Consider the following 21,992-nt stretch of genomic DNA (forward strand, 5'->3'; position numbering starts at 1 on the left):
AAGACCTCAGAGATCAAACAAAAGAAATATAGGTAAATATAGAGCAAGAGCTAAACCCATAGTCTCTAAAAATCAAAAGGATAGCTTGTGATATTTTACTATCTTAATGACATTGGGCTAAAGCCCGCTTTCAATTTATAAGCCAGATAAAGGCTTTAGCCAAAACTTAAAAATTATAAAAGAAAAGGAGGTAAACGATTTTGCCATTTCTACTGTTTCTGCTATCTCCGGGTGGTTGAGGCCCCGAAGCAGTTACAACCTACTAAATAAAAAAAGACCGCTTCCTGAGAAACGGCCTTTGAATTTTTTTAATCTGAATGATTATTTTTTCTTAGCACCAGAAACTGCAGTAGATAAATCAGCTCCTGCTTTGAATTTAGCAACTTTTTTAGCAGCAATTTTAATCGGTTTTTTAGTTGCAGGGTTGATACCTTGTCTAGCAGCTCTCTCAGCTACTGAGAAAGTACCGAATCCTACTAAAGAAACTTTTCCATCTTTTTTCTTTAGAGTAGTTGTTACATTACCAATGAATGATTCTAAAGCAGCTTTAGCTGCAACTTTAGTGATTCCTGCATCTTTTGCGATTGCGTCGATTAATTCAGACTTGTTCATAATTTTTAATATTAAGTTAGTTCGTAATTATAGCAAATATAATACTATTTTCTAATTGTGCAATTATTTTATTAAAACTTATAAAATTTTTTTGCTTTTTGACGAAAACAGTTAAAATATGATAATTTGACTTTTCACGTAAAATCTACGTTACGGCTCACTAAAATCATGCCAAATGCTTATGAGTATTGACTTTAGCAAAAAATTAATATTATTTCATGTATTTATTAAATCCTGAATTTTGTATAAACTATTAATATTTTTACGGATATGTTTGCGTATTTTATAAATAATAGCTTAAAAACTTGTCTAATATAAAATTAAATAGCTGGGTATGTGGGAGTTTTAAAATGATTTCAAATGTCCGTTTTATTAATTTTTATTAATAAATTTGCAGTATGTTAATAGAAGTTTTCAAGTCAAAGATCCATAGGGTACGGGTTACGGCCTCAGACCTTAATTATATTGGGAGTATAACGATCGACGAAGATCTTATAGAAGCTGCCGGTCTGGTAGTGGGAGAAAGGGTCTATATCGTCAATGTCAACAATGGAGAACGTTTTGACACCTATGTGATCAAAGGAAAAAGAAAATCCGGAGAAGTATGCCTGAATGGCCCTGCAGCAAGAAAAGTACAGAGAGATGATATCATTATCATTATCGCTTATGCGCAGATGACGCCCGAAGAAGCGCAAGTCTTCCAGCCGAAAATTGTTTTCCCCGATGAAAAAACAAACCTTCTGACCTAATCCATGGAGAAACAATCAAAGAATCCTTTAAAATCAATACTAACAATAGTAATATCGCTTGCTTTTGCAGGCTTTTTTTTATGGCTTGCGTTAAAAGGACTTGATTTTAAAGTGATTAAGGTATCATTGGCGAAAGCTAATTATCTCTGGGTCCTTTTTGCTTCTGTATTTGGGATTCTGGCTTACTGGTTCAGGGCGATACGCTGGAACCTGATGCTGGAACCTATGGGACATAAAATTTCTAATTCAAACTCACTCTGGTCCATATCTTTTGGATACCTGATGAATCTTACCATTCCAAGAAGCGGTGAAGTGGCAAGAGCTACTGCTTTGTACGGGGTAGAGAAAGTTCCGGTAGATAAATCTTTCGGGACGATCATTCTGGAAAGAGTGGTAGATCTTATCTGCATGCTTGGGTTTTTGGGACTGACCCTGCTTTTTAAATATGAAGCAATTCTGTCTTTTTATGAAAACTCAGGCGTTAACATTAATCCTAATAAAATATTACTTATTGTTTCAGTCCTGGCGGTAGGGACAGTTGCATTCTTTGTATTTAAGAAGAAATTGGCCAACGTTCCGTTTCTAGGAAAGATCGTGAATTTTATTGACGGAATTTTCGAGGGACTGGCATCCATATTTAAATTAAAAGAAAAAGGGAAATTTATTCTTTATACTATAGGAATATGGGTTTGTTATTACTTTGCAGCCTATCTCGTATGTTTTGCACTTCCTGAAACTTCCAATTTCACTATTGCTGACGGCTTTTTCATTATCGTTGTTGGTACTTTGGGAATGATCATTCCTGCCAGTGGTGGAATCGGTGCTTTCAATCTGGCTATGAAGTTCGGATTTATGGCACTCTTTATTTCAATGGGGAAAAGTGCCGAATTAGGAGGTGAAATGGGGCTGACGTATTCATTCATCTCGCTTCCATTACAGATTACCATTATGTTGGTAATGGGGCTTATTTCCATTCCTATGTTGGCGAAAGCAAGAGAAAAACAGTTTCCGACCAAGAAATAAAAGATTAATTCAACAATACCTTTTCACTTCATATCAGTCCAATTTTTTAATTGGACTTTTTTAATGTTGATTTTAGCACCACCAACCTTATAGGTTTTTAAAACCTATAAGGTTTCCTTTTTCATATATCAGAGAAAATTAAAGAATAAATAAAGACAGGATGCTGATTTTTTTAACTGATATCTTTATGTTAAAACCCTATTAAAATTAAACATTACCGCATGCCATTCATTTTTTTATCAATAAATTTGGTCAGTTCACAAATCAAATTTATCTTAAACGAAAAATAATTAATAATCTAAAACACTATGGCAATTAATTTACAGAAAGGGCAAAAGATCGAGATAGGACTTACAAAAATGACGATAGGACTGGGCTGGGACCCAAATGAAGGAACAGGTTTTGACTTCGATCTGGATGCTTCTGCCATCATGATTGATTCCGACAGAAAATTAGTCAATGAGGAATGTTTTGTTTTTTATAATAACCTGCAGTCTCCAGACGGTGCACTGACTCATACAGGAGACGACCCGAGTGGTAAAAACAGTGATGGGGATGATGATGAGGCCATTATTGTAGATCTTGAAAAAGTAGATCCGAAAGCAGAAGAAATTCTTTTTGTAGTGACCATCGAAGATTTTGAAAGAAGAAAACAAAACTTCGGACAGGTGAGAAATTCATACATCAGAATTGTGGATAACAGCACCAACCAGGAGATCGCAAAGTATGAACTGGACGAAGATTTCTCTATTGAAACCGGAGTAGAATTCGGCAGATTATACAAAAAAAATGGAAGCTGGAAATTTGAAGCTTCAGGAATAGGCTACAGAGCAGACCTGGCATTCTTCCTAGAGAAATACTATAAAGGGCAGATCATTAAATAATTATATTTTCAAATACACAAAACTATAACTATGGCAATTAATTTACAGAAAGGTCAAACGATTGATTTAAGAAAAAATGACCGTGGAGAAAGTGTTTACGATCTTTCAAAAGTGACGATCGGTTTAGGATGGGATGTCAGAAAACAGGGCGGTTTCTTTGGGAAACTCTTCAGTAAAGAAACAGAATATGATCTTGATGCAGTAGCTTTTCTTTTAGATGGAAACGGGAAAGTAGCCAACCTTGGGAAAACGGTACAGACCAATGAAGGAAGGCAGATCGCACTTTATCAGGGGGACGTAGTTTTCTTTAATTCTATGCAGCATCCAAGCGGAAATATATGGCTGACCGGAGATAACAGAACCGGCGCAGGAGACGGAGATGATGAGCAGATCATCGTTAAGCTCGACCAGTTGGATGAAAGTTATCAGAAAATATTATTCCTGGTGACCATTTATCAGGGAAAACAAAATAACCAGCATTTCGGAATGATAGAAAATGCCTTTATCAGGGCGGTAGATGCCAAAGGTAAAGAAATTACAAAATATAGCCTTTCAGGGGATGCGAGTATGAACGGGAAATGTGCAATGGTCTTTGCAGAAGCATACCGGCACAATGGCGACTGGAAATTCCGTGCTATTGGTGAACCTCATCAGACAGATAATTTTATTGAAATTCTGAAGCAGTACGCATACAGCAATTAAACCTTACTATTGATCAAACTAAAAAGCCGGCAGCGGAAGTTGAAAACTTCCCTGCCGGCTTCAGAATTAATATCATCTTACCATGAGCAGGAGACTATTAGCATACTTTTTACTGGATACTTCAGGTTCTATGAATGGAGAACCTATCCAGGCATTGAATAATGGATTTAACGGGTTGATAAGCATGCTCCGTGCCGATCCACAGGCCATGGACAGCCTTCATTTGAGTGTAATCACTTTTGACCGCGAGGTTAAAAATATCATTCCGCTGATCGATCTGGCCAGTTTTTATCCGATGGAGATCACTTGTCCGGACAGTGGACCTACCCATACCGGTGCGGCATTGGAAATGGTTTCGGAATTGGTGAAGAAAGAACTTGTTAAGGGTTCATCAGACGAAAAAGAAGACTGGAGACCGCTGCTGTTTATATTTACCGATGGAAAACCTTCTGATATCCAGAAATACAGACAGATGATCCCCGTGATCAGAGACCTGGAATTCGGAGCTATTGTAGGCTGCGCGGCAGGTCCGAAGGCAGATGAGCAGTTTCTGAAGGAGCTTACAGACCACGTGGTAAAATTGGACACTACTGATTCCATAACACTTTCCTCATTTTTCAAATGGGTAAGTTCATCCATTACCATGGGAGGGAAATCACAGGGGACCGGAGAAAGCACACCACTGCCTCCGCCACCTTCCGAGCTTAATATTATTATCTAAATCACTTGTCTTTACTATAACATCATGAGAAGACTGCCCATTTATTTTTTAGTCGATGTCTCCGAATCTATGGTTGGAGATCCTATTGAGCAGGTACAGGAAGGTATCGCCAATATCATCAGAGAATTGAAGAAAGACCCCTATTCACTGGAAACGGTTTATATTTCGATTATAGGTTTTGCAGGAGAGGCTGAAGTCATTACGCCGCTTCAGGATATCATTAGCTTTTATCCACCGAAGATCCCTATCGGAAGTGGTACGTCACTGTCGCAAGGCCTTATTAAAGTAATGGACTGTATAGACAGAGATATTGTGAAAACCACTTATGAAAGAAAAGGCGACTGGAAACCTATCGTTTTTCTTTTTACAGATGGGGTTCCTACCGATGATGCGACAAAAGCTATCGAAAGATGGAACAATAAGTACCACGGGAAAACCAATACCATAGCTGTATCTATCGGTGAAAATACAAACTATAAGTTACTTGGTACTTTATCAGATAATGTTTTGCTGTTCAATAACTCTGATGAAAATTCTTATAAAGAATTTTTCAAATGGGTGACAGATTCCATTAAAACAACCAGCCAGAGTGTTACCGAAGCTAATAAAGAAGGAATTAATCTTTCGAAAATTGATTCCATTATTCTGGAAAAAGTAGATCCCCAACTAGAGCAAAAATTCCCTGACAATAATTTTGTAGTTCTGAATGGTAAATGTTCTGAAACCGAGAAGCTGTATTTGATGAAATTCAAGAAAACATTTGCGGAATCAGGGATACCGGGAATGTCCACAAGATATTACAGACTGGATGGAGCGTATAAAATTGATGAAAAAGCCTATTTCAGACTTTCATCTTCCCAGAAAAATAACCTTAAAATATCCATAGAAGAACTTCAGGGAGGTACTTCCTGTCCTCACTGTGCGAATCCTATCGCTTTAGCAACTTGTTCGTGCGGCGGAATTCACTGTTTGAAAGGGGAAGGGTACAACAAGTGTCCCTGGTGCGGAACTTCGGATTATTACGGGTTTTCAAGCGAAGGATTTGATATTAACAGAACACTAGGGTAGTAAAGAAAATCCTATTTGGGAGATCAAACAAAAGACATGGAAAAAGCGGCTATTTATAGGGAAAAAGAAGAATTTAAAGAAGTCCATCTGGTGCTTAAAAATGCCAGTTCAAAACAGTTTTATGAATTCAGTTTTGAGATGGATGACTTTCCGAATATAAAGATCAAAAATATCGCGAATCTGCATGAGACCGGACTTACATTTGAAAATAACAGGATATCCGGTATTCCATACACCAGCAGCGTTCATGACCTTGATATTGAATTTTACCATACCCATGACCAAAATAGCACGGAGATTAAAAAAGTGCATCTGTTCGTTAATGCCGATCCCAAAGACCTTTGGAAAAATATTCCTTCCGATACCAACGATATTTACGATAAACCCGATGAAATATCTTATCAGGGAAAATTTTCGGATAAAAAAATTACGGTTGTATCCAAACGAGGTCGTTCCCATGCTCATGAAGGAAAATTCAGGGATGATGATTTTGCGGTGAATGAACTTCCCGGAGGCTGGAGCATTATTTCCGTTGCTGATGGTGCCGGGTCTGCTGTAATGGCAAGAGAAGGTTCAAGACTGGCTGTTGTTTCAATAAACAGCTTTTTCAATTCTGGTAAAATGTTAACTGAGATCGAACAAAATACTGAAATCGTTTACAATACTTCTGAATCATCAGAAGAAATAAGGTCCAAAGCCAGAGAGAATATCATAAGATCACTTTATAAAGGAGTCCTGCATGTATATCATGTTTTGGATAAAACAGCTACGGAAAATTCCTTTTCCATAAAAGATCTTCATACAACGTTGATCTTTGGACTAATGAAAAAGTTTTATTTCGGTTATGTCATTCTTACGTTTGGAGTAGGAGACTGTCCCATCAATGTAATCAATCGTGATTTTTCTGAAGTAAAGCTTCTGAATACAATGGATGTGGGTGAATTTGGAGGCGGTACCCGATTTATCACCATGAAAGAGATCTTCAATGATGATATCGTTTCAAGATTTGGAATGACCTGTGTCAATGATTTTTCCTATCTCGTACTGATGACGGATGGTATTTATGATCCGAAATTCATGACGGAAAGCAAGCTTGAAGATACAGACAGCTGGAAAGCATTTTTTAACGATCTGGACGGAAATAATGATGACCGCACAAAAGTAGACTTTATCAACGATACCGATATTGATCAACAACTTCTGACATGGACCGATTTCTGGAGCCGGGGAAATCATGACGACCGAACACTAGCCATAATCTATTAAAACATGAAAAAGACCGTTAAAGTTGTTTCTGTTCTGGACACTGCAAAATCTTATGAATATATAGATGAAAGCCCGATCCGGGGCGGAGTGAAAGATGTTTATTTTTCGCCTGACAGGGAATATGTGGTCGCTTTTTACCGGAATCCTTTGGATGCCGGGCAGAAAGAGCGTATCATGAGGATTGTATCCACCTATCTTGGAAATATACAGTCCGGAAATTCATCAGAGTATTTTCTGAACGAGATATTCAGGTGGCCCTATGATATTGTAGAAAGGGATAAACTGACGGGAATTGTGGTTCCCATTTACCATAAAAAATTCTTCTTTGCGAAAGGATATATAGGATCAGATAATATTCAGGGGCAGGATAAGGTCGGGAAATGGTTCACTGCTCCCATGTTCAGGAATCAGCAGTATCCGTTGAGATTGGATCATTCAGAACTCGGAGATTGGCTGAGCTATTTTCAGATCACCATTAATATCAGCCGGGGAGTGAAGAAGCTTCACCAGATGGGACTGGCGCACTCCGATCTTTCCTATAATAATATTCTGATAGATCCGGTGACGAAATCGGCCTGCATTATTGATATAGACGGTCTTGTAGTCCCGAAACTCTTCCCTCCTGAAGTGATTGGAACTGCAGATTTTATTGCTCCCGAAGTTTTAAAGACGAAACATCTTAGCATGCAGGATCCAGGAAGACACCTTCCTAACCAGAAAACGGATCTTCATGCATTGGCAGTCCTGATTTATATGTACCTCTTCAGAAGACATCCTTTGAGAGGGAGTAAAATATGGGATCTGGATTCTGAAAAAGATGAGGTAATTTCCATGGGTGAAAAAGCTCTGTTCATAGAACATTCCCAGGATCCTTCCAATCATGTAAAAGCCGATCACCTGAGAAAATGGGATGCTTTCTGGGGCGATCCTCAAAAGATTCCTTACACCGCTGCGGGTCCTTATCTTTCTGAACTTTTTAGAAAAGCATTTATAGATGGACTTCACGATCCAATCAGGCGTCCTACAGCCAATGAATGGGAAACCGCATTGCTGAAGACCGCCGATCTGATTCAACCCTGTCACAATCCGGAATGTGCTGAAAAATGGTACGTATTTGACAACAGCAGTAACCCGAAATGCCCTTTCTGCGGCACTCCACATCGGGGAACACTTCCGGTTCTGGATCTGTACTTTAAATTCGATGATGAGGTTTGGAAACCTGAGAATCACCGATTGATGGTGTATCACAATCAGTATTTATTCAAATGGCATGTTTCCAGAAAGGTGATCCGAAACGAAAATCTTACGATGCAGCATAAAATGCCTGTAGGGTATTTTACTTTTCATGAAGGGAGGTGGGTGCTGGTCAATCAGAGCCTGACTTCCATGAAAGATGTTACGGAACAGAAAGAGATTCCTCCCGGATCTATGGTTGAGCTTACGGATGGCAAGAAAATACTTTTGTCTGCTGAAGAAGGCGGAAGGCTGGTCTTTGTTACTTTGGCGAATCAGTCATAAAAAATCCTATAGATTTTAAAAAACTTAAGTGTACTTCTTCTACGCAGAGTGCTAGGCTTAAAAAATAACTTAATTGTAAAGCTTTTGTGACTTTTGTGTTTGAAAAGAATTTGAATTGGTAGAGGCTTCAAGAGCTTCAGTTCCAAGTAATCTTTGTCGTCAGTGATAGTATATTTAAATCCCTCAGATTTCTCAGATAAAGCAGATTTGAATGATGATATAAAAATCTATAGATTTTTTTAAAAACTTAAGTGTACTTCTTCTACGCAGAGTGTTAAGCTTAAAAAATAACTTAATTGTAAAGCTTTTGTGACTTTTGTGGTTGAGAAGAATTTGAATTGGTAAGGGCTTCGGGAGCCTTAATCCCTTTGAAATTCCATAAAATAAGAATGTTCATCTTCACCCACCGTTTTAAAACCTAAACGGGTATATAGATGTTGAGCTTTATTGGTTTTTAAGACACTTAATTCTACTGTTTTCCCTTCTTTAGATGCTTCTTCAAGAATGTCTTTTAAAATCGTTTTTCCGAGTCCTTTGCCCTGTTGGGTGGGATCTATTTGCAGTTGCAGAATTTCCGTTTTATCATCAGCTTTGTTGATTTTCAATAATCCGGCAGGTTCATTATTTAAAAGGATAATATTCGCTTTGTCGAACTGATAAAGAATTCGCTGAAGCGTTGTTTCTCTGTCTGTTGGGAGATGAGAATCGGTGTAATGCGGATTCATGGTTTTCGTTCTGAGATCAAGAAGATAATCAATGTCGTTTTCTGAAGCTTTTCTGTAGGTAAGATCTGTGTTCATAGTATTTACTTTAATCCGATTTTTAGTCCCATTTCATTTTTCATATGCAGCAGAACTTCAGCATTTCCTTTGGCATCATCCACAGGATGGTGCGTATGTTCTGTTTTACGGAGATGCTTCCACTGCGCGAAAGTATCCTTTTCCAGTCCGCAGTAGAGATCAGAAAGCCTTCTTGAAGAATAGCCGAACGGATTTTTTCCGGTAAAATGATGAAAATACCAGCAGATGAACATCCAGTCGAAACCGTTGTTATCACTGATGAAAATTGGCCTTCCTTTCGAATTTTCTTTGATCCATTCTTCAAATTCCAGCATGACTTCTTTAGGATCATCAAAACACATGGTTTCTTCCCTGCTGAACCCGGAAACCGCTAAAGCATCCGGATTGAATTTTTCTGAAATAGGTTTCAGTTTTCCGTAGAAAGTAGTATCCAGTGCATCATTCACAAGGACTGCTCCAAAGCAGACCATCGAAAAATCTCCGGGAATCGGGCCATCCGATTCAATATCGACCATAAAATAGCTCATCTTTCATCTTTAATCAGACGAATATAATTAAAATTATGCACCCAATCCCCCGATTTTACACAAGTTCGAAAAAACTTAGTTTCCCGATTTTTATTTTAGTCTCCTTTAAAAGCTCAATTTCCTGATCAGGATCCGTTATCTTGATATCATTAATCTGAATGCCTCCGCTTTGGATCATTCTTCGGATGGCCGATTTGCTGAGGTCACTTTTAAGCCGGCTGCACAATTCCACTGCTGCCATTCTATTTTGGTGAGGTTGAAATGAGGCTAAAGAAACAGGTTCATACACTTTCTCTTCAAAGTTTTTATTTTGAAACTGACCGCTGAAAAATTCTTCTGCAAGGTCTGCCGCTGATTGATCGTGGTATTGCGTAATGATATTTTTAGCGACTCTCTTTTTGATATGCATCGGATTTTCTCCGTGTTCTAATTTTAATTTTAGATCTGACTTTTCTTCAGAAGTAAAGTTAGAAGCTAGATCAATAAATTCCTCGATCAGGCTATCCGGAATCGACATGGTTTTTCCAAACATTTCATTCGGTTCATCCGTCAGACCGATAATATTGTTCAAAGATTTACTCATTTTTTCCTTACCGTCCAGACCTTTCAAAAGAGGCATGCACATTACAACCTGCGCTGGCATCTGATGAGCTTCCTGAAGCTGTCTTCCCATGGTACAGTTGAAAAGCTGATCCGTTCCACCCATCTCAATATCACATTTAATCTGTACCGAATCAAAGCCCTGAAGGATAGGGTATACAAGTTCATGCATCGCAATAGGCGTGTTTTCCGTAAATCTTTTATTAAAGTCATTCCTGTGCATCAGCTGAGCTACGGTAACTTTTGACAGTAACTGGATGACTTCTGAAAAACTGAGTGCATCCAGCCAGTCAGAATTAAAAACAATTTTCGTTTTTTCCACATCAATGATCTTAGAAAGCTGATTGATGTAAGTTTGTGCATTGTGATTGACATCCTCAACACTCAAAGGTTTTCTGGCCTTATTTTTTCCCGTAGGATCACCGATTCTTGCCGTAAAACTTCCTACGACAATGACAATCTGATGCCCCAGATCCTGAAATTGTTTCAACTTTTTAAGCACGACAGCATGACCCAGATGCAGATCCGGAGCAGTAGGATCAAATCCCAGTTTGATCTTTAATTTTCTGTTTTCCAGTTCCGCCTGTTTGAGTTTTTGTTCCAGACCGTTTTCCGGAAGAATGATGGCTGTGTTTTCTTGTAATGTATTGATCATAATTATTTGGTTTTAAAACAAAAAAAGCCCGGACAATGCTGTCCGGGCTCTATATTGATATTAGATTATTCTTATTAAATTACAGATATAGAAAGTCTTCCCGAACGTTTGGCCGGGTAGTAATACTCACTGAAAAAAGGAAGACGCAATATGCTGTTTAAATGTTTCATTGATAATGTAAATATAAAAGCTTTTTGATGGTAATCCAATATTTAAACCATTAAGTTCCGCTGTAAAGTTCCATATCAGTTAAGATTTATAAAAAACTTACTGTTCTTTAACAGTTTATGAATCCTAATGGTTTAAAATAAAGGTTTCAAAACAATTTTACTTATCGCTCTTGAAGCTAATTCCATGCCATAAATTCCTTATAAGCAAAATAAAGAATCGTTATAAATAAACTGTATTTGATGATTTTTTTGTCAGCTTATAAGTCCTGAATAATAGAGGACTGACTGTCTGCTTTGTTAATGTCTTTTCCATTATTTATCAGTTTAAAGGTTAAAAACGGGTAGTGAATAGGTGTTTCTGATCTGTTCTTTCCATATTTCCACCTCCTCAAGAGAAGCTTTATCAGCTTTGTCAAAAAAGAAATGCTGAATGATTTCAAAACCGCTGTAGATAAAAATTCCGTTATCCGAAGTAAGGGTAAGTGCTTTATCCATTCCCATACGTTCATATTCCTCATGAGATTTTCCGTGGGTATTGATAATGACTGCTTTTTTACCTTTCAAAAGGCCTTTTTGCACCCCTTGGTCATAACGGTAAGCAAAGCCGTAGCTGAAAACGCGGTCGATATAGCCTTTCATGATAGCGGGCATTCCGGTCCACCAGATCGGGTAGATAAAGGTGATCTGCTCCGCCCGGGAAATATATTCCTGCTCCGTTTTTACATCATCCGAAAGCTGTCCTGCCAACTGTCCCTGGATATCTTCCAGTGAAAAAACCGGATCAAAGCCTATTTTGTTAAGGTCTCTTATTTCTATTTCGTGATTTTCTTTTTCCAGACTTTCAATAACGGTTTGAAGTAGATGGTTATTCAGGCTGTTTTCATTGGGATGGGCGTAAATGATTAAATGTCTCATCGTTTTATTGTTTAAATTAATGAGACAAAAGTAGAGCAGCGGGCAAAGCAAAAATTGTAAGAAAACGAAAAGGAATTATTCCGATCCTGAACGACAGATATCCTTCTGAAACTTTATATACTGAGATGGGGAAATACTGATGAAATGTTTGAAGTCATGAATAAGCTGGCTTTGATCGTAGTAGCCACATTCATCTATAATGCTGAACCATTCGATCTTTTTCCGGTTTTCCAGTTCTTTTTCAATCATGCCAATTGCTTTGAGAAAACGGCTGTAACGGGCAAGCTCTTTATAAGAATACCCGAACTGTTCTTTCTGCTTTAGCTGGATGTTTCTTTCACTCTGATGAGTTTGCTCTGCGATGGTTTTTACAGGATTCAGGCTGATGTTTTCAAAATTGCTCAGCAACCGGCTTGTTTCGTCCTGATCCTGAAGATAAGGCATACAAAATTTAAGAATGTGGGTGGTTTTTTCCTCAGGAGAAGAGAATTTTGAGATCTGATGCCAAAGATCCGTAAAACAATTGTCCTTCAAAAGTTCGTCCGGATGTGTTCCTTTATTGGAAATCATAGCTTTTCCAAAGAAGCGGTAAAAAGCATCGTCCTTAAAATTGGCGACCAGAATAGAGCTTCCCGGAGGTAATGTATAGTCAAATACCTGACGAACAGGTCCTAAAACAACACATTGATTCACCTCAACAGTAGTGTTTTCCTGAGTCGTCATAAAAGCATTAGCTCCAAAGCAGAAGAGCATAATCGTTTGGTAGGAGGGAAGCAGTGTCTTGGTAACAGGATTGGGAGAACTATTTTCTGCGAAATAAAAATGCGTGAACACGGTTTCAAATTCTTTGGGAACTGATATTTTAAGCTGGTGATATTCTGGCTGTGGTTCCTGCATTTTTTGGATTCTATGAGTTCAGGTCTTTCTCCATTTTATAGTTGGTAAGATCAATTCCTTTTACATTCACCGTTTGCTCTGTGATCATCCGAAACCCCATTTTTTCAAAGAAAGGTCTTGCTGTTTTGCTTACAGCAGCAGCCAATGTTTTTTCTTTCCGAATAGTGACTTCCTGTTCTATAAAGGTATACATTTTCCGGGCAATTCCCTGATGCTGAAAATCTTTGTGAACGAAAAGAAGATCAATATAATTCCCTCGTTCAAGGGTACAAAATCCTGCCATTTGCCCATTGATTTTGGCTACGATTACAAACTGACTGTTCATCACCTGCATCCATCTTTCTTCATTTTCCGTTCCCGATCTCCAGGCTTCGATCTGCTCGCTGTTGTAGTCGTTTTTACATACCGAAGTAATGGTATCTGTAAAAAGTCTGCGCATTTCCGACAGGTCACTAATATTTCCTTTTCTGATGATCATGACTCGCTGATGTATTTTTCTATATAAAGTTTCTGCTGCTCCTCAGTAAGTAAAGGATAAAACAGATTCATCTGAATAAGTGCATAATGCTTTACCGCTTCCTCTTTATTCATCTTGAAAGCAAGACTGTTGTGAATGATCCAGTTGTCTGCGATGATGAAAATCTGTGTGGTAAGGCTTCTCAGTATAAAATCAGGAATGTTATTTCTGAAAATGTTATTTTTCTGAAAACCTTTGAAAATAACCTGAAATTCATCCTTTCTCGTAATGTTGATGGATTCATACTGGGATTCTATGGCCGGGATGTTTTTTAAAATATCAAAAAAGTTCATAAAAATAAAACGGAAAGAATAAAAAACATCATACGTTGAAAAAGTAAAATGATACAGATCTTCCAGTGTTTTGTTTTCTATTTTCTGTAGATCATTCAGTAAAACATCCATTTTAAGGATCAGTTCAGAAAAAAGGATCTTAATAATATCTTCCGAATATTTAAAATGATAATGCAAATTTCCCGCACTGATATTCAGATCGGCTGCAATATGTCTTGTTGTGATATTATTATAGCCTTTTTCATTAAATAACTCTAATGCTTTTGATAATATTTTATCCTTCGTTTTCATGCATCAAATATAAGAGAGTTTAATTTATATTTCAAAATTAGAGCATTTGTTCTAATTTTAGTATATTTGCATCAGAAAATCGATCAGGATGGAAGGGAAAAAAATGTTCAATTACGAAACCACCGAAAGCAGAGATTCCCCAAAAGGAAAAGATGTGCAGGAGGCCTTAGTGAAAATACTGCAGATTATCATCGGATTGATTATGGCTATACTTCACATGTGATGAAAAATACAATTTCATATTGGTTTTTGTTGGGACTTGCAGGCTGGATATTGGTTGTTTTTCTGAGGGAAAAAGGGATTCTTATTCCGGTGATCAACAATCATTTTACAGATCTCATCACTGTTCCGATGTACGCTTACCTGATAAAATATCTGATGAATGAGGTATTGGGATATCACTGGCAGCCTGATTTTAAATTTATTTTAACCTCTGTACTATATTTGTCTATTCTTTTTGAAGTGGTCTGTCCTATGGTTTCAGAAAGATTTACAGGAGATATTCTGGATATTGTGGCTTATTTGACAGGAGGTATGACCTATTATTTAATGAAACTAAAGAGTTTTCGGCCCGCCAAATTCTATTTTAAAACAGGAAACCGGCAGAAATCCTGAACAAATCAGAATTCTACCGGTTGATATTTCATGATCAAAGTGATCTTCTACTGAAATAAAAATTTTAATTACTTCCTCCGCCTGCTCTGCTGGATTCCTCGAACTTCATTTCTTTCGTTGCTCCTTTCACATTATTGTTCCCAAATTTATACGTTACAGAAAGATAAATATTTCGGGTGATTCCTTTATTAAAATATTCTACATCATAATTAGGGTAATATTCTATCCCTTTGTTACGATTGGTATTCAGAAGGTCATTGACATACAGGTTGATCAACAGCTTTTTGTCCATCAGGTTTAGTTTCATTCCTGTATAAACCGAAGCATTAGCGTAATAATACGTATTTCCGTCCCTGTTCGGAAGATTGCTCCAAAGTCCGAGCATTAAAGTAAGCGTCTTGCTTTTATTCAGAAAGAAATTATTATCTACATTAAAGTTGGCGCTATATCCTTCAGGAGCAGCTATGGCAGTAGGATCGTAAGATTTTGTCTTGGCATAGTATCCATTCACGAAAATATTAGACTCCATCCATTTCAGTTTGTTGTAATTGTAGCTGATATTGATTCCAGCCTGGTCCTGATTGTAGAAGTTTTTAACGATGCTGTATTTTGATTTGCCTTCCACTACCTGGATTCTGTCCCAGTTATCTTTATTGTAGTTATAGTACAGCGTGACATTAAAATTGTTATTTAAAACATATCCGAACTCAAAATTATCTGAGAACGAAGGCAAGAGATAAGGGTTCCCTGTACTGTATTCAAATTCGGAAACATAGAATTTAAAGGGATTCAGGTTTCCAAAATAAGGACGTGAAATTCTCCTTGAATAGTTAAGTGAGAACGCGTGATTTTCATTTGGTTTATAGCTGATGTAAGCGGTCGGGAACAGTTTTCCATATTTAATTTTAGCTGAAGAATCATCATTCATGGAAATTCCTTCCAGAGTTGTATATTCATAACGAAGCCCGGCTTTTGCATCCAGTTTGTCATTGATTTTAAAGCTGGCCGATGCGTAGGCCGCATAATTCTGTTCATTATAAAAGAAAGTATTGGTCCTTTTGGTGTTAAGAATATACTGCTCGTCTTCAATATTGAAAAAATTAAATTCAGAGTCATTTTTGATTTTTGTATACTTCAACCCGGCTTCCGTTTTTACCTTTCCAAAAGTTTTCTCCAAATCTGCCTGACCGGAATAAATTCTGTATTTACTGACCGGGTTCGCGAAAGTGGAAACCTGATCAGAAGTAATGGTATTATAAAAATTTCTCGCATTGGAATTATTGAGCATCATATTCGCTGTTACGCTTAGCTTACTTCCCAACGAATCCAGTTTAACATCATAAAAGGCAGTCGCATTGTGAACATTTCTGCGGTTTTTGTTGCTGTAATTTGAGAATACATCGAGATAACCTTCCTTATCAAAAATATTGGCTTTGCTTTCACCCTTCTCCAATGGATTACTGAACGAATAGTTGTAATTGATTCCTACCAGATTTTTATCATTGATCTTATATTCTCCCTTCAAACCACCCCCTTTATAGCGGTAATTGTTGCTGCTGGTACTGTTGGTTTTCCAGTAATTGTTATCCGTAGTTCCGGTAAGATAATTATAAGAACGGTTTTCCCAATAATTGTCTCCAATAGACAGGTTTCCGGTAACCGACAATTTATCCCCTTGATAATTAAAAGTAGCACCGCTCCGTGTTGATGTTGTTGGCCTTCCTCCATAATAACTTCCTGAAGTCTGAAGCGAGCCGTTCCAGCCCAGATTAGCATTTTTCTTAAGGATAATATTAATCAATCCACTTTTTCCTTCCGCTTCATATTTTGAAGGCGGTGTGGTAATCACTTCAATCTTAAGAATATCATCGGACCGGATGGTTTTAAGATAATTGATAAGCTCCTGTCCATTCAGATTTAGCAATCGGTCATTGATCATCACGGCAACATTACTTTTCCCGGCAATGCTGATGGCATCATCTGTGGCCCGTACCATCGGTGTTTTGGCAAGGGCTTCTACCGCATCAATTCCCTGTGAGGCGACAGAATTTTCCACATTGAAAACCAGCCGGTCTACCTTTCTTTCAAACAGTTTTTTCTTTGCAGTCAGAGTCACCCCTTCAATTTTTTTCTCTACAGGTGCTTCTTTAAGCTGAATATCTTTTTTTGAGTTTCCTTTTACGGTAATTGTTTCGCTGTTGGTTTTTACACCGTCTTTTATGAGTTCAAGGATATAGTTTCCGTCTTCTTTTAAGGGAATTTTAAACATTCCGTTCTCATCTGTGATTGCAGAAAATTTTGTATTTGCTTTAGTGATCAGTACTTCGGTTTCCGGTGCCGGTTTGTTTTGCAGGTCGGTCACAGTACCTTCAATGCTTTGGGCAAAAAAATAAGAGGATGAGACAAGACTTAAAAGAAGAATAATCTTTCGATTCATGGTTGGCTTTTTATACATAACAGTTCATCAAGCGGCGACATTACATGAAAAGTGAAAAATATTTAAAGTGATTGGCCTCGCATCCGGTTTTCTTTTGATTATTTTTGTAAGTTATCCGAAAAATATTCCATCATGCACGACAAGCTTTTACAGTACATAGGTTCTGACTTTCATTTTAATTCTGATGAAATTGAAGCGATCAAACAGTACTTTGAGCCAGTCAGTTATTCTAAAAATACATTGCTGGAAAAAGCCGGAAAAATTCCTGGATATCTGTATTATATTGTATCCGGATATCTCAGGCTGTTTTATATGGATGAGAACGGTAATGAGGTCACTACCCATGTCAATTGCCCTCCCGGATTTTTCACCTCTTATACCCATTTTATCAGCCAGACTCGTTCAGAAGATCATGTAGAATGCATCACCGACTGTGAGCTGTTAAGGATCACCAAAGAGAACCTTGATCAATTGGTCAACAGCAGCCAGAGTATGAAGGATTTTAGCATCTCCGTATTTCAGCAGTCCATTGCTTACCATGAAAACCGTTCCAAAGAACTGTCTGTATTAAATGCAGAACAGCGTTACTTAAAGCTCATAGAGAATTATCCGGAAATCATTCAGAATGTACCCATTCAGTATATCGCCTCTTTTCTAGGCATGAAACCGGAAAGCCTCAGCAGAATCCGGAAAAAGATCATTAACTAACAAAAGTCAAGTGGTTCCCGATCCGGGAAGATGAACTTTGCCGTATTAAAATCAATGGAATGACAAAGAATAATCTGAGCCTCGTTTCCGGGGCCAACGGACATTTGGGAAATAATCTGGTAAGACTTTTATTGAAAGAAGGTATTCCTGTACGGGCTGCTATAAGAAATAAAAACAATACAAAACCTTTTGAAGGGCTGAACTGCGAAATCGTACAGGCTGATATCACAGATAAAGCTTCCTTTGTTAAAGCATTGCAGGGCGTAGAAACATTTTATGCCGTAGGCGCTTCTTTTAAATTGTGGGCGAAAGATCCCAAAAAAGAAATTTATGACGTTAATATCAACGGTACCCGTAATACCATTGAAGCTGCGGCCGAAGCAGGCGTAAAGAAGATCGTTTATGTAAGTTCCATCGCTGCTTTGAATTATACAAAACTTCCGGCAAACGAAAGTGGGGGTTATAATCCGGATAGGAGAGATATGTATTACAATTCTAAAAATGATGGCGAAAAACTGGCTTTCGAATTGGCACAAGAACTGGGTATTGAACTGGTTTCCGTGATGCCTGCTGCCATGATCGGAAGTGAAGCTTTTTTTCCACTGAATGTCTCTTATCATATCCTGAAACTGATTCTGAACAAAGAAATTCCGGTAGATACAAAAATTACTCTGAATTGGATCGATGTAAAGGATGTTGCCAAAGGATGTTACTTAGCGGCTCAAAAAGGACGTTCAGGGGAACGCTATATTTTGGCGAATGAAGAATGCATGACGATTACAGATACGACTGCTTTGGCCGCTAAACTTTATCCCGAATTGAATTTGAAAGTGCCTAGTGCTGTCCCAAAACCATTGCTGTATGCTATTGCAGGGATGATGGAGCTGACTGCTAAACTAAGCGGAAAACCTCCTTTGCTCACAAGGAAAGATATTGCCATGTTTTCCGGACTGCAGCAGAATTTCGACATTTCCAAAGCCAGAAATGAATTGGGATTTGATCCTAAAAGTCCCGAGCTGGCGGTAACCGAAGCACTGGCTTACCTGATGAAAAATAAAAATATTCTGGGGGCTTGAAAAAGCCTCTTTTTTATAAGGTATGAAGCTTGATAATTGTTCCTTTATAGTATTTGGTAAGGTCATAAAGCTCCCCGAAATAATGCTGCAGGTCGAGATGATTATGCTGCTCAGAACCTTTTGTGCGGAACTGATCTTCTGCGAGAGCATATAGAGCAGGGTAATCTGTTTTCAAATAATGGGAAAGCACGGTGCAGCTTCCTTTTTTTTCCAGGGCAATGTCCGTGAAAAACAGACCGTAGACCAAAAACTGGTTGAAATGTTGAGCATCCACCATAAAATCCAGATTCTGTTTTGAATAATTTTCATAATCTGAAAGAATGTCCTGAAATAGCTGTACGTTTTCTTTTTTCGGGATTTCGTAAAAAAGATCAATTCCATGGATGAAAAGCTGGGTTTTAGCCTCTTCACTGTCTGTTGGAAAGGTACTGGTGAACCAGGTAAAAATACTTGAGAGTTCTTCTTTGGAAAGATGGTCTACAGAATCTTTCACCTTATTTTTAATGATCTCAAGACTCACTTTGGCATCATCATGAAGGAAGACGATAACGCCTTCCTCTTCGCGGCAGAGTTTATTGTACAAATTGATTTTGGCAATATTGGGATTGGTTTTGATGAAATACAGTTCTTCTGCCATTGCTTTGTACCACATGATTTATTTGTAAAGTGGTAACTAAAGATACAAAATATGTAGGGACTATAACTGAAAATGTTATGCGATCAATTATTAATTGTTTTGACGGTTTCATGAAGTGCCATTCTGTTTCCTTCAGAATCTTCAAATTCAGCTACTGCGAAACCATATTTTTCATTGATTTTTTTCGGATAGAGGATCTTTCCTCCATTCTGAAGCACTTTACTCAGCGATTCATCGATGCTTTCTGTTTTAAAATAGATAGACTTATCTATTTTTTATATATCTTTGTAAAAATTTTCGGGATGAAAAAAGAAAAAGTACAGGAAAGGATCATCAGGGTGGCTTCAGATCTGTTTTACAGACAGGGGTTCAATTCAACCGGTATTAACCAGATTATTGCTGAAGCAGATATTGCCATAGGATCGCTGTACAACCACTTCACTTCCAAAAATGATCTTCTTCAGGCTTATCTGATCAAAGAAGAGACAGAATGGTTCAAGGGGTTTGAAGAACATTCTGCTAAAATTTCGGAACCCAAACAAAAAATCCTCTCTTTACTAGATTACCGTAAAAAGTTGCAGAAATCCTCAAAATTTGGAGGCTGTCATTTCATTAAAATTAGTGCCGAAGTGGGAGACAGCAGTCCTGTGGTTTCTGATTTTGTAAAAAAACACAAAGGTAAACAGAAAGAAATGATCAGAACACTGGTCAACGGATATGCAGAAAGTAAAAAAGAGTTTGATGCTGATTTAACCACAGAAAGTATTTTTCTATTGATAGAAGGAGCTGTAGTAAGTTCTACCATCAATAAAAATGCAGATTCTTTTGATCAGATTCAAAAAATGATTGAGGTGCAGCTGCCTTAATTTTTTTACTAAATAATATATAGATATATCTATATAAAAATGAATAATAAATATTTAAAATTGATGGTGATATTATCCGGTCAGCTCCTGACTATTATGGATATTTTCATTATCAATGTGTCCATCCCATCCATTCAGCGTGACCTTCATGCTTCCAATGGAGAAATGCAATTGATGATTGCGTCTTATCTGATTGGTTTTGCTTCATTTCTGATTACAGGCGGAAGGTTAGGGGATATGTACGGGCGAAAAAAGATCTTCATGACCGGGTTGGTATTTTTTATGCTGAGCTCTGTGGCTTGTGGAGTTTCGTCCGGTGCAGCTCTGCTCGTCATCTCAAGGTTTATTCAGGGAATCAGTGCGGCGCTTATGGCTCCGCAGGTCCTGTCGATGATACAGATTTTATTTACAGGACATGAAGAAAGAACAAAAGCAATGGGATGGTATGGAATAACAATCGGGCTGGGTACCATTTTAGGGCAGTTTCTGGGTGGTTATTTTTCATCATTGACCGTGATGGAGGAATCCTGGAGACTTATTTTTCTGATCAATATTCCAATCTGTATGCTGGCTTTATTTTTCAGCAAAAGAATCTTAACTGAATCTAAAATGACAGTTGGGAAAAATACCTTTGATTTCTTCGGAGTTATTGTGCTGGCGGCCGGACTGTTCTGTTTTACGTATGCCCTCACTATGTCTGAACATCAGGGAATTCAGATGAAAAGTATACTGTTGGTCTTACTATCAGCAGGTATTTTAGTTTATTTTGTCAAAATTCAAAAGATGAGGTTGAAGTGTGGAAAATCTTATCTGATTGACTTTACATTATTCAACTATACCAATTTCAATCTGGGAATTCTGGCGGTTTCTTTTTTCTTTATTATGCTGGATTCTTACTTTTATATTCTGTCACTGTTTTTTCAGGATGGACTGCAGATCGGGGCCTTGGCTGCCGGAGAAATTATTGTTTTCCAGGGACTTGGTTTTATTCTGGCTTCCTTGTTTTCATCGAAATTCATTTTACGGTATGGTAAAAAATTTTTAGTGAGTGGATTGGTCCTTATCATGACCGTTCTTATGCTGCAAATCTTTTTATTTAATAAGGAAACTCCCTTTTTCATGCTTTGTCTGTTGCTGTTTTTTCACGGAATTGGCGTAGGTTCTATTATTCCCTCGCTGGCTACGATTGCGCTGTCCGGACTGCCGCAAAAGCTGGCGGGAAATGCTTCAGGAGTTTACAACACTTTTCAGCAGGTAGCTGCTATCGTAGGAATTATTGCAGTGGGAAGTGTTTTTTATCATTTCCTTGGAGTAAAGCCTTCACCACAGCATTATCATACTGCTTTTTCAATCGCTTTGGCCGTCAATATAATTTGTCTTTTTATTGTTTTATTTTCTATGGTAAAGGTTCCGGAAAGTATACTTCCAAAAAGGAAGATGTAGTG

Annotated in this window: 25 protein-coding genes; 14 read left to right on the forward strand and 11 right to left on the reverse strand. The window is 37.8% G+C overall.

Annotated elements, in window-relative coordinates; all coding sequences use genetic code 11:
* Positions 1 to 321 precede the first annotated feature (321 nt).
* A complete protein-coding gene (locus HHL23_RS11210) occupies positions 322 to 612 on the reverse strand; it encodes an HU family DNA-binding protein (RefSeq protein WP_034706527.1) in 291 nt (96 codons plus the stop codon).
* 398 nt (positions 613 to 1,010) lie between these two features.
* Between HHL23_RS11210 and panD the strand changes: the two genes are divergently transcribed.
* The 8 genes from panD to HHL23_RS11250 all read left to right on the forward strand — a co-directional run bounded on the left by panD (position 1,011) and on the right by HHL23_RS11250 (position 8,543).
* Positions 1,011 to 1,361, forward strand: coding sequence for an aspartate 1-decarboxylase (gene panD, locus HHL23_RS11215; protein ID WP_034709952.1), 351 nt, complete (start codon positions 1,011 to 1,013; stop codon positions 1,359 to 1,361).
* A 3-nt stretch (positions 1,362 to 1,364) separates the two neighbouring features.
* Positions 1,365 to 2,384, forward strand: a complete 1,020-nt coding sequence (locus HHL23_RS11220) for a lysylphosphatidylglycerol synthase transmembrane domain-containing protein (protein WP_169234899.1) — start codon at positions 1,365 to 1,367, stop codon at positions 2,382 to 2,384.
* A 308-nt stretch (positions 2,385 to 2,692) separates the two neighbouring features.
* Entirely contained in the window at positions 2,693 to 3,268 is a 576-nt protein-coding gene (locus tag HHL23_RS11225; protein ID WP_169234900.1) for a TerD family protein, read from the forward strand.
* Between the two features lie 30 nt (positions 3,269 to 3,298).
* Positions 3,299 to 3,970 carry a TerD family protein gene (locus HHL23_RS11230; protein WP_169234901.1) on the forward strand — a complete coding sequence of 224 codons (672 nt, stop codon included), beginning with the start codon at positions 3,299 to 3,301 and terminating at the stop codon, positions 3,968 to 3,970.
* 82 nt (positions 3,971 to 4,052) lie between these two features.
* The gene (locus tag HHL23_RS11235) at positions 4,053 to 4,691 is read left to right on the forward strand and encodes a vWA domain-containing protein (RefSeq protein WP_169234902.1); all 639 of its coding nucleotides are present in this window, start codon (positions 4,053 to 4,055) and stop codon (positions 4,689 to 4,691) included.
* A gap of 24 nt (positions 4,692 to 4,715) precedes the next feature.
* Positions 4,716 to 5,759, forward strand: a complete 1,044-nt coding sequence (locus HHL23_RS11240; protein WP_169234903.1) for a TerY-C metal binding domain-containing protein — start codon at positions 4,716 to 4,718, stop codon at positions 5,757 to 5,759.
* 15 nt (positions 5,760 to 5,774) lie between these two features.
* Entirely contained in the window at positions 5,775 to 7,025 is a 1,251-nt protein-coding gene (locus HHL23_RS11245; protein ID WP_169234904.1) for a PP2C family serine/threonine-protein phosphatase, read from the forward strand.
* Positions 7,026 to 7,028: 3 nt separating this feature from the next.
* Positions 7,029 to 8,543: a helix-hairpin-helix domain-containing protein gene (locus tag HHL23_RS11250; RefSeq protein ID WP_169234905.1), complete on the forward strand. Its 1,515-nt coding sequence runs from the start codon at positions 7,029 to 7,031 to the stop codon at positions 8,541 to 8,543.
* A gap of 359 nt (positions 8,544 to 8,902) precedes the next feature.
* Here the strand turns inward: HHL23_RS11250 and HHL23_RS11255 are convergent, their stop codons facing one another.
* The 7 genes from HHL23_RS11255 to HHL23_RS11285 form a co-directional block, all read right to left on the reverse strand.
* Positions 8,903 to 9,343 carry a GNAT family N-acetyltransferase gene (locus HHL23_RS11255; RefSeq protein ID WP_169234906.1) on the reverse strand — a complete coding sequence of 147 codons (441 nt, stop codon included), beginning with the start codon at positions 9,341 to 9,343 and terminating at the stop codon, positions 8,903 to 8,905.
* Between the two features lie 5 nt (positions 9,344 to 9,348).
* On the reverse strand, positions 9,349 to 9,870 hold the full coding sequence (locus HHL23_RS11260; RefSeq protein ID WP_169234907.1) for a 3'-5' exoribonuclease domain-containing protein: 522 nt from the start codon (positions 9,868 to 9,870) through the stop codon (positions 9,349 to 9,351).
* Between the two features lie 55 nt (positions 9,871 to 9,925).
* Positions 9,926 to 11,125, reverse strand: a complete 1,200-nt coding sequence (gene tyrS, locus HHL23_RS11265) for a tyrosine--tRNA ligase (protein WP_169234908.1) — start codon at positions 11,123 to 11,125, stop codon at positions 9,926 to 9,928.
* A 494-nt stretch (positions 11,126 to 11,619) separates the two neighbouring features.
* On the reverse strand, positions 11,620 to 12,210 hold the full coding sequence (locus tag HHL23_RS11270; protein ID WP_169234909.1) for an NAD(P)H-dependent oxidoreductase: 591 nt from the start codon (positions 12,208 to 12,210) through the stop codon (positions 11,620 to 11,622).
* A gap of 75 nt (positions 12,211 to 12,285) precedes the next feature.
* On the reverse strand, positions 12,286 to 13,107 hold the full coding sequence (locus HHL23_RS11275; RefSeq protein ID WP_169234910.1) for a helix-turn-helix domain-containing protein: 822 nt from the start codon (positions 13,105 to 13,107) through the stop codon (positions 12,286 to 12,288).
* A gap of 10 nt (positions 13,108 to 13,117) precedes the next feature.
* Positions 13,118 to 13,585, reverse strand: coding sequence for a GNAT family N-acetyltransferase (locus HHL23_RS11280; protein WP_169234911.1), 468 nt, complete (start codon positions 13,583 to 13,585; stop codon positions 13,118 to 13,120).
* Complete coding sequence (locus tag HHL23_RS11285; protein WP_169234912.1) at positions 13,582 to 14,208, reverse strand: TetR/AcrR family transcriptional regulator; 627 nt, start codon at positions 14,206 to 14,208, stop codon at positions 13,582 to 13,584. The genes HHL23_RS11280 and HHL23_RS11285 overlap by 4 nt, the downstream gene beginning before the upstream one ends.
* An 88-nt stretch (positions 14,209 to 14,296) precedes the next feature.
* On the opposite strand from HHL23_RS11285, the gene HHL23_RS22745 reads away from it, so the two are divergent.
* The gene (locus tag HHL23_RS22745; protein WP_259828881.1) at positions 14,297 to 14,431 is read left to right on the forward strand and encodes a hypothetical protein; all 135 of its coding nucleotides are present in this window, start codon (positions 14,297 to 14,299) and stop codon (positions 14,429 to 14,431) included.
* A complete protein-coding gene (locus HHL23_RS11290; protein ID WP_169234913.1) occupies positions 14,431 to 14,823 on the forward strand; it encodes a hypothetical protein in 393 nt (130 codons plus the stop codon). Before HHL23_RS22745 ends, HHL23_RS11290 begins: the two co-directional genes overlap by 1 nt.
* 64 nt (positions 14,824 to 14,887) lie before the next feature.
* Here HHL23_RS11290 and HHL23_RS11295 read toward each other — a convergent pair whose 3' ends face one another.
* Positions 14,888 to 17,260: an outer membrane beta-barrel family protein gene (locus HHL23_RS11295; protein WP_169234914.1), complete on the reverse strand. Its 2,373-nt coding sequence runs from the start codon at positions 17,258 to 17,260 to the stop codon at positions 14,888 to 14,890.
* Between the two features lie 132 nt (positions 17,261 to 17,392).
* Between HHL23_RS11295 and HHL23_RS11300 the strand changes: the two genes are divergently transcribed.
* Both HHL23_RS11300 and HHL23_RS11305 read left to right on the forward strand, forming a co-directional pair.
* Positions 17,393 to 17,968, forward strand: a complete 576-nt coding sequence (locus HHL23_RS11300; RefSeq protein ID WP_169234915.1) for a Crp/Fnr family transcriptional regulator — start codon at positions 17,393 to 17,395, stop codon at positions 17,966 to 17,968.
* Between the two features lie 59 nt (positions 17,969 to 18,027).
* Entirely contained in the window at positions 18,028 to 19,044 is a 1,017-nt protein-coding gene (locus tag HHL23_RS11305; protein WP_169234916.1) for an NAD-dependent epimerase/dehydratase family protein, read from the forward strand.
* A gap of 13 nt (positions 19,045 to 19,057) precedes the next feature.
* Here HHL23_RS11305 and HHL23_RS11310 read toward each other — a convergent pair whose 3' ends face one another.
* Together HHL23_RS11310 and HHL23_RS22750 are read right to left on the reverse strand one after the other, a co-directional pair.
* The gene (locus HHL23_RS11310; RefSeq protein ID WP_228464721.1) at positions 19,058 to 19,696 is read right to left on the reverse strand and encodes a hypothetical protein; all 639 of its coding nucleotides are present in this window, start codon (positions 19,694 to 19,696) and stop codon (positions 19,058 to 19,060) included.
* Between the two features lie 68 nt (positions 19,697 to 19,764).
* Positions 19,765 to 19,899, reverse strand: a complete 135-nt coding sequence (locus HHL23_RS22750; RefSeq protein ID WP_262889238.1) for a VOC family protein — start codon at positions 19,897 to 19,899, stop codon at positions 19,765 to 19,767.
* An 84-nt stretch (positions 19,900 to 19,983) separates the two neighbouring features.
* Between HHL23_RS22750 and HHL23_RS11315 the strand changes: the two genes are divergently transcribed.
* Both HHL23_RS11315 and HHL23_RS11320 read left to right on the forward strand, forming a co-directional pair.
* On the forward strand, positions 19,984 to 20,547 hold the full coding sequence (locus HHL23_RS11315) for a TetR/AcrR family transcriptional regulator (protein ID WP_169234917.1): 564 nt from the start codon (positions 19,984 to 19,986) through the stop codon (positions 20,545 to 20,547).
* Between the two features lie 39 nt (positions 20,548 to 20,586).
* A complete protein-coding gene (locus HHL23_RS11320; protein ID WP_169234918.1) occupies positions 20,587 to 21,990 on the forward strand; it encodes an MFS transporter in 1,404 nt (467 codons plus the stop codon).
* The last annotated feature ends 2 nt before the right edge of the window (positions 21,991 to 21,992 follow it).

It is taken from the genome of Chryseobacterium antibioticum, assembly GCF_012927325.1.
Taxonomy (GTDB): domain Bacteria; phylum Bacteroidota; class Bacteroidia; order Flavobacteriales; family Weeksellaceae; genus Chryseobacterium; species Chryseobacterium antibioticum.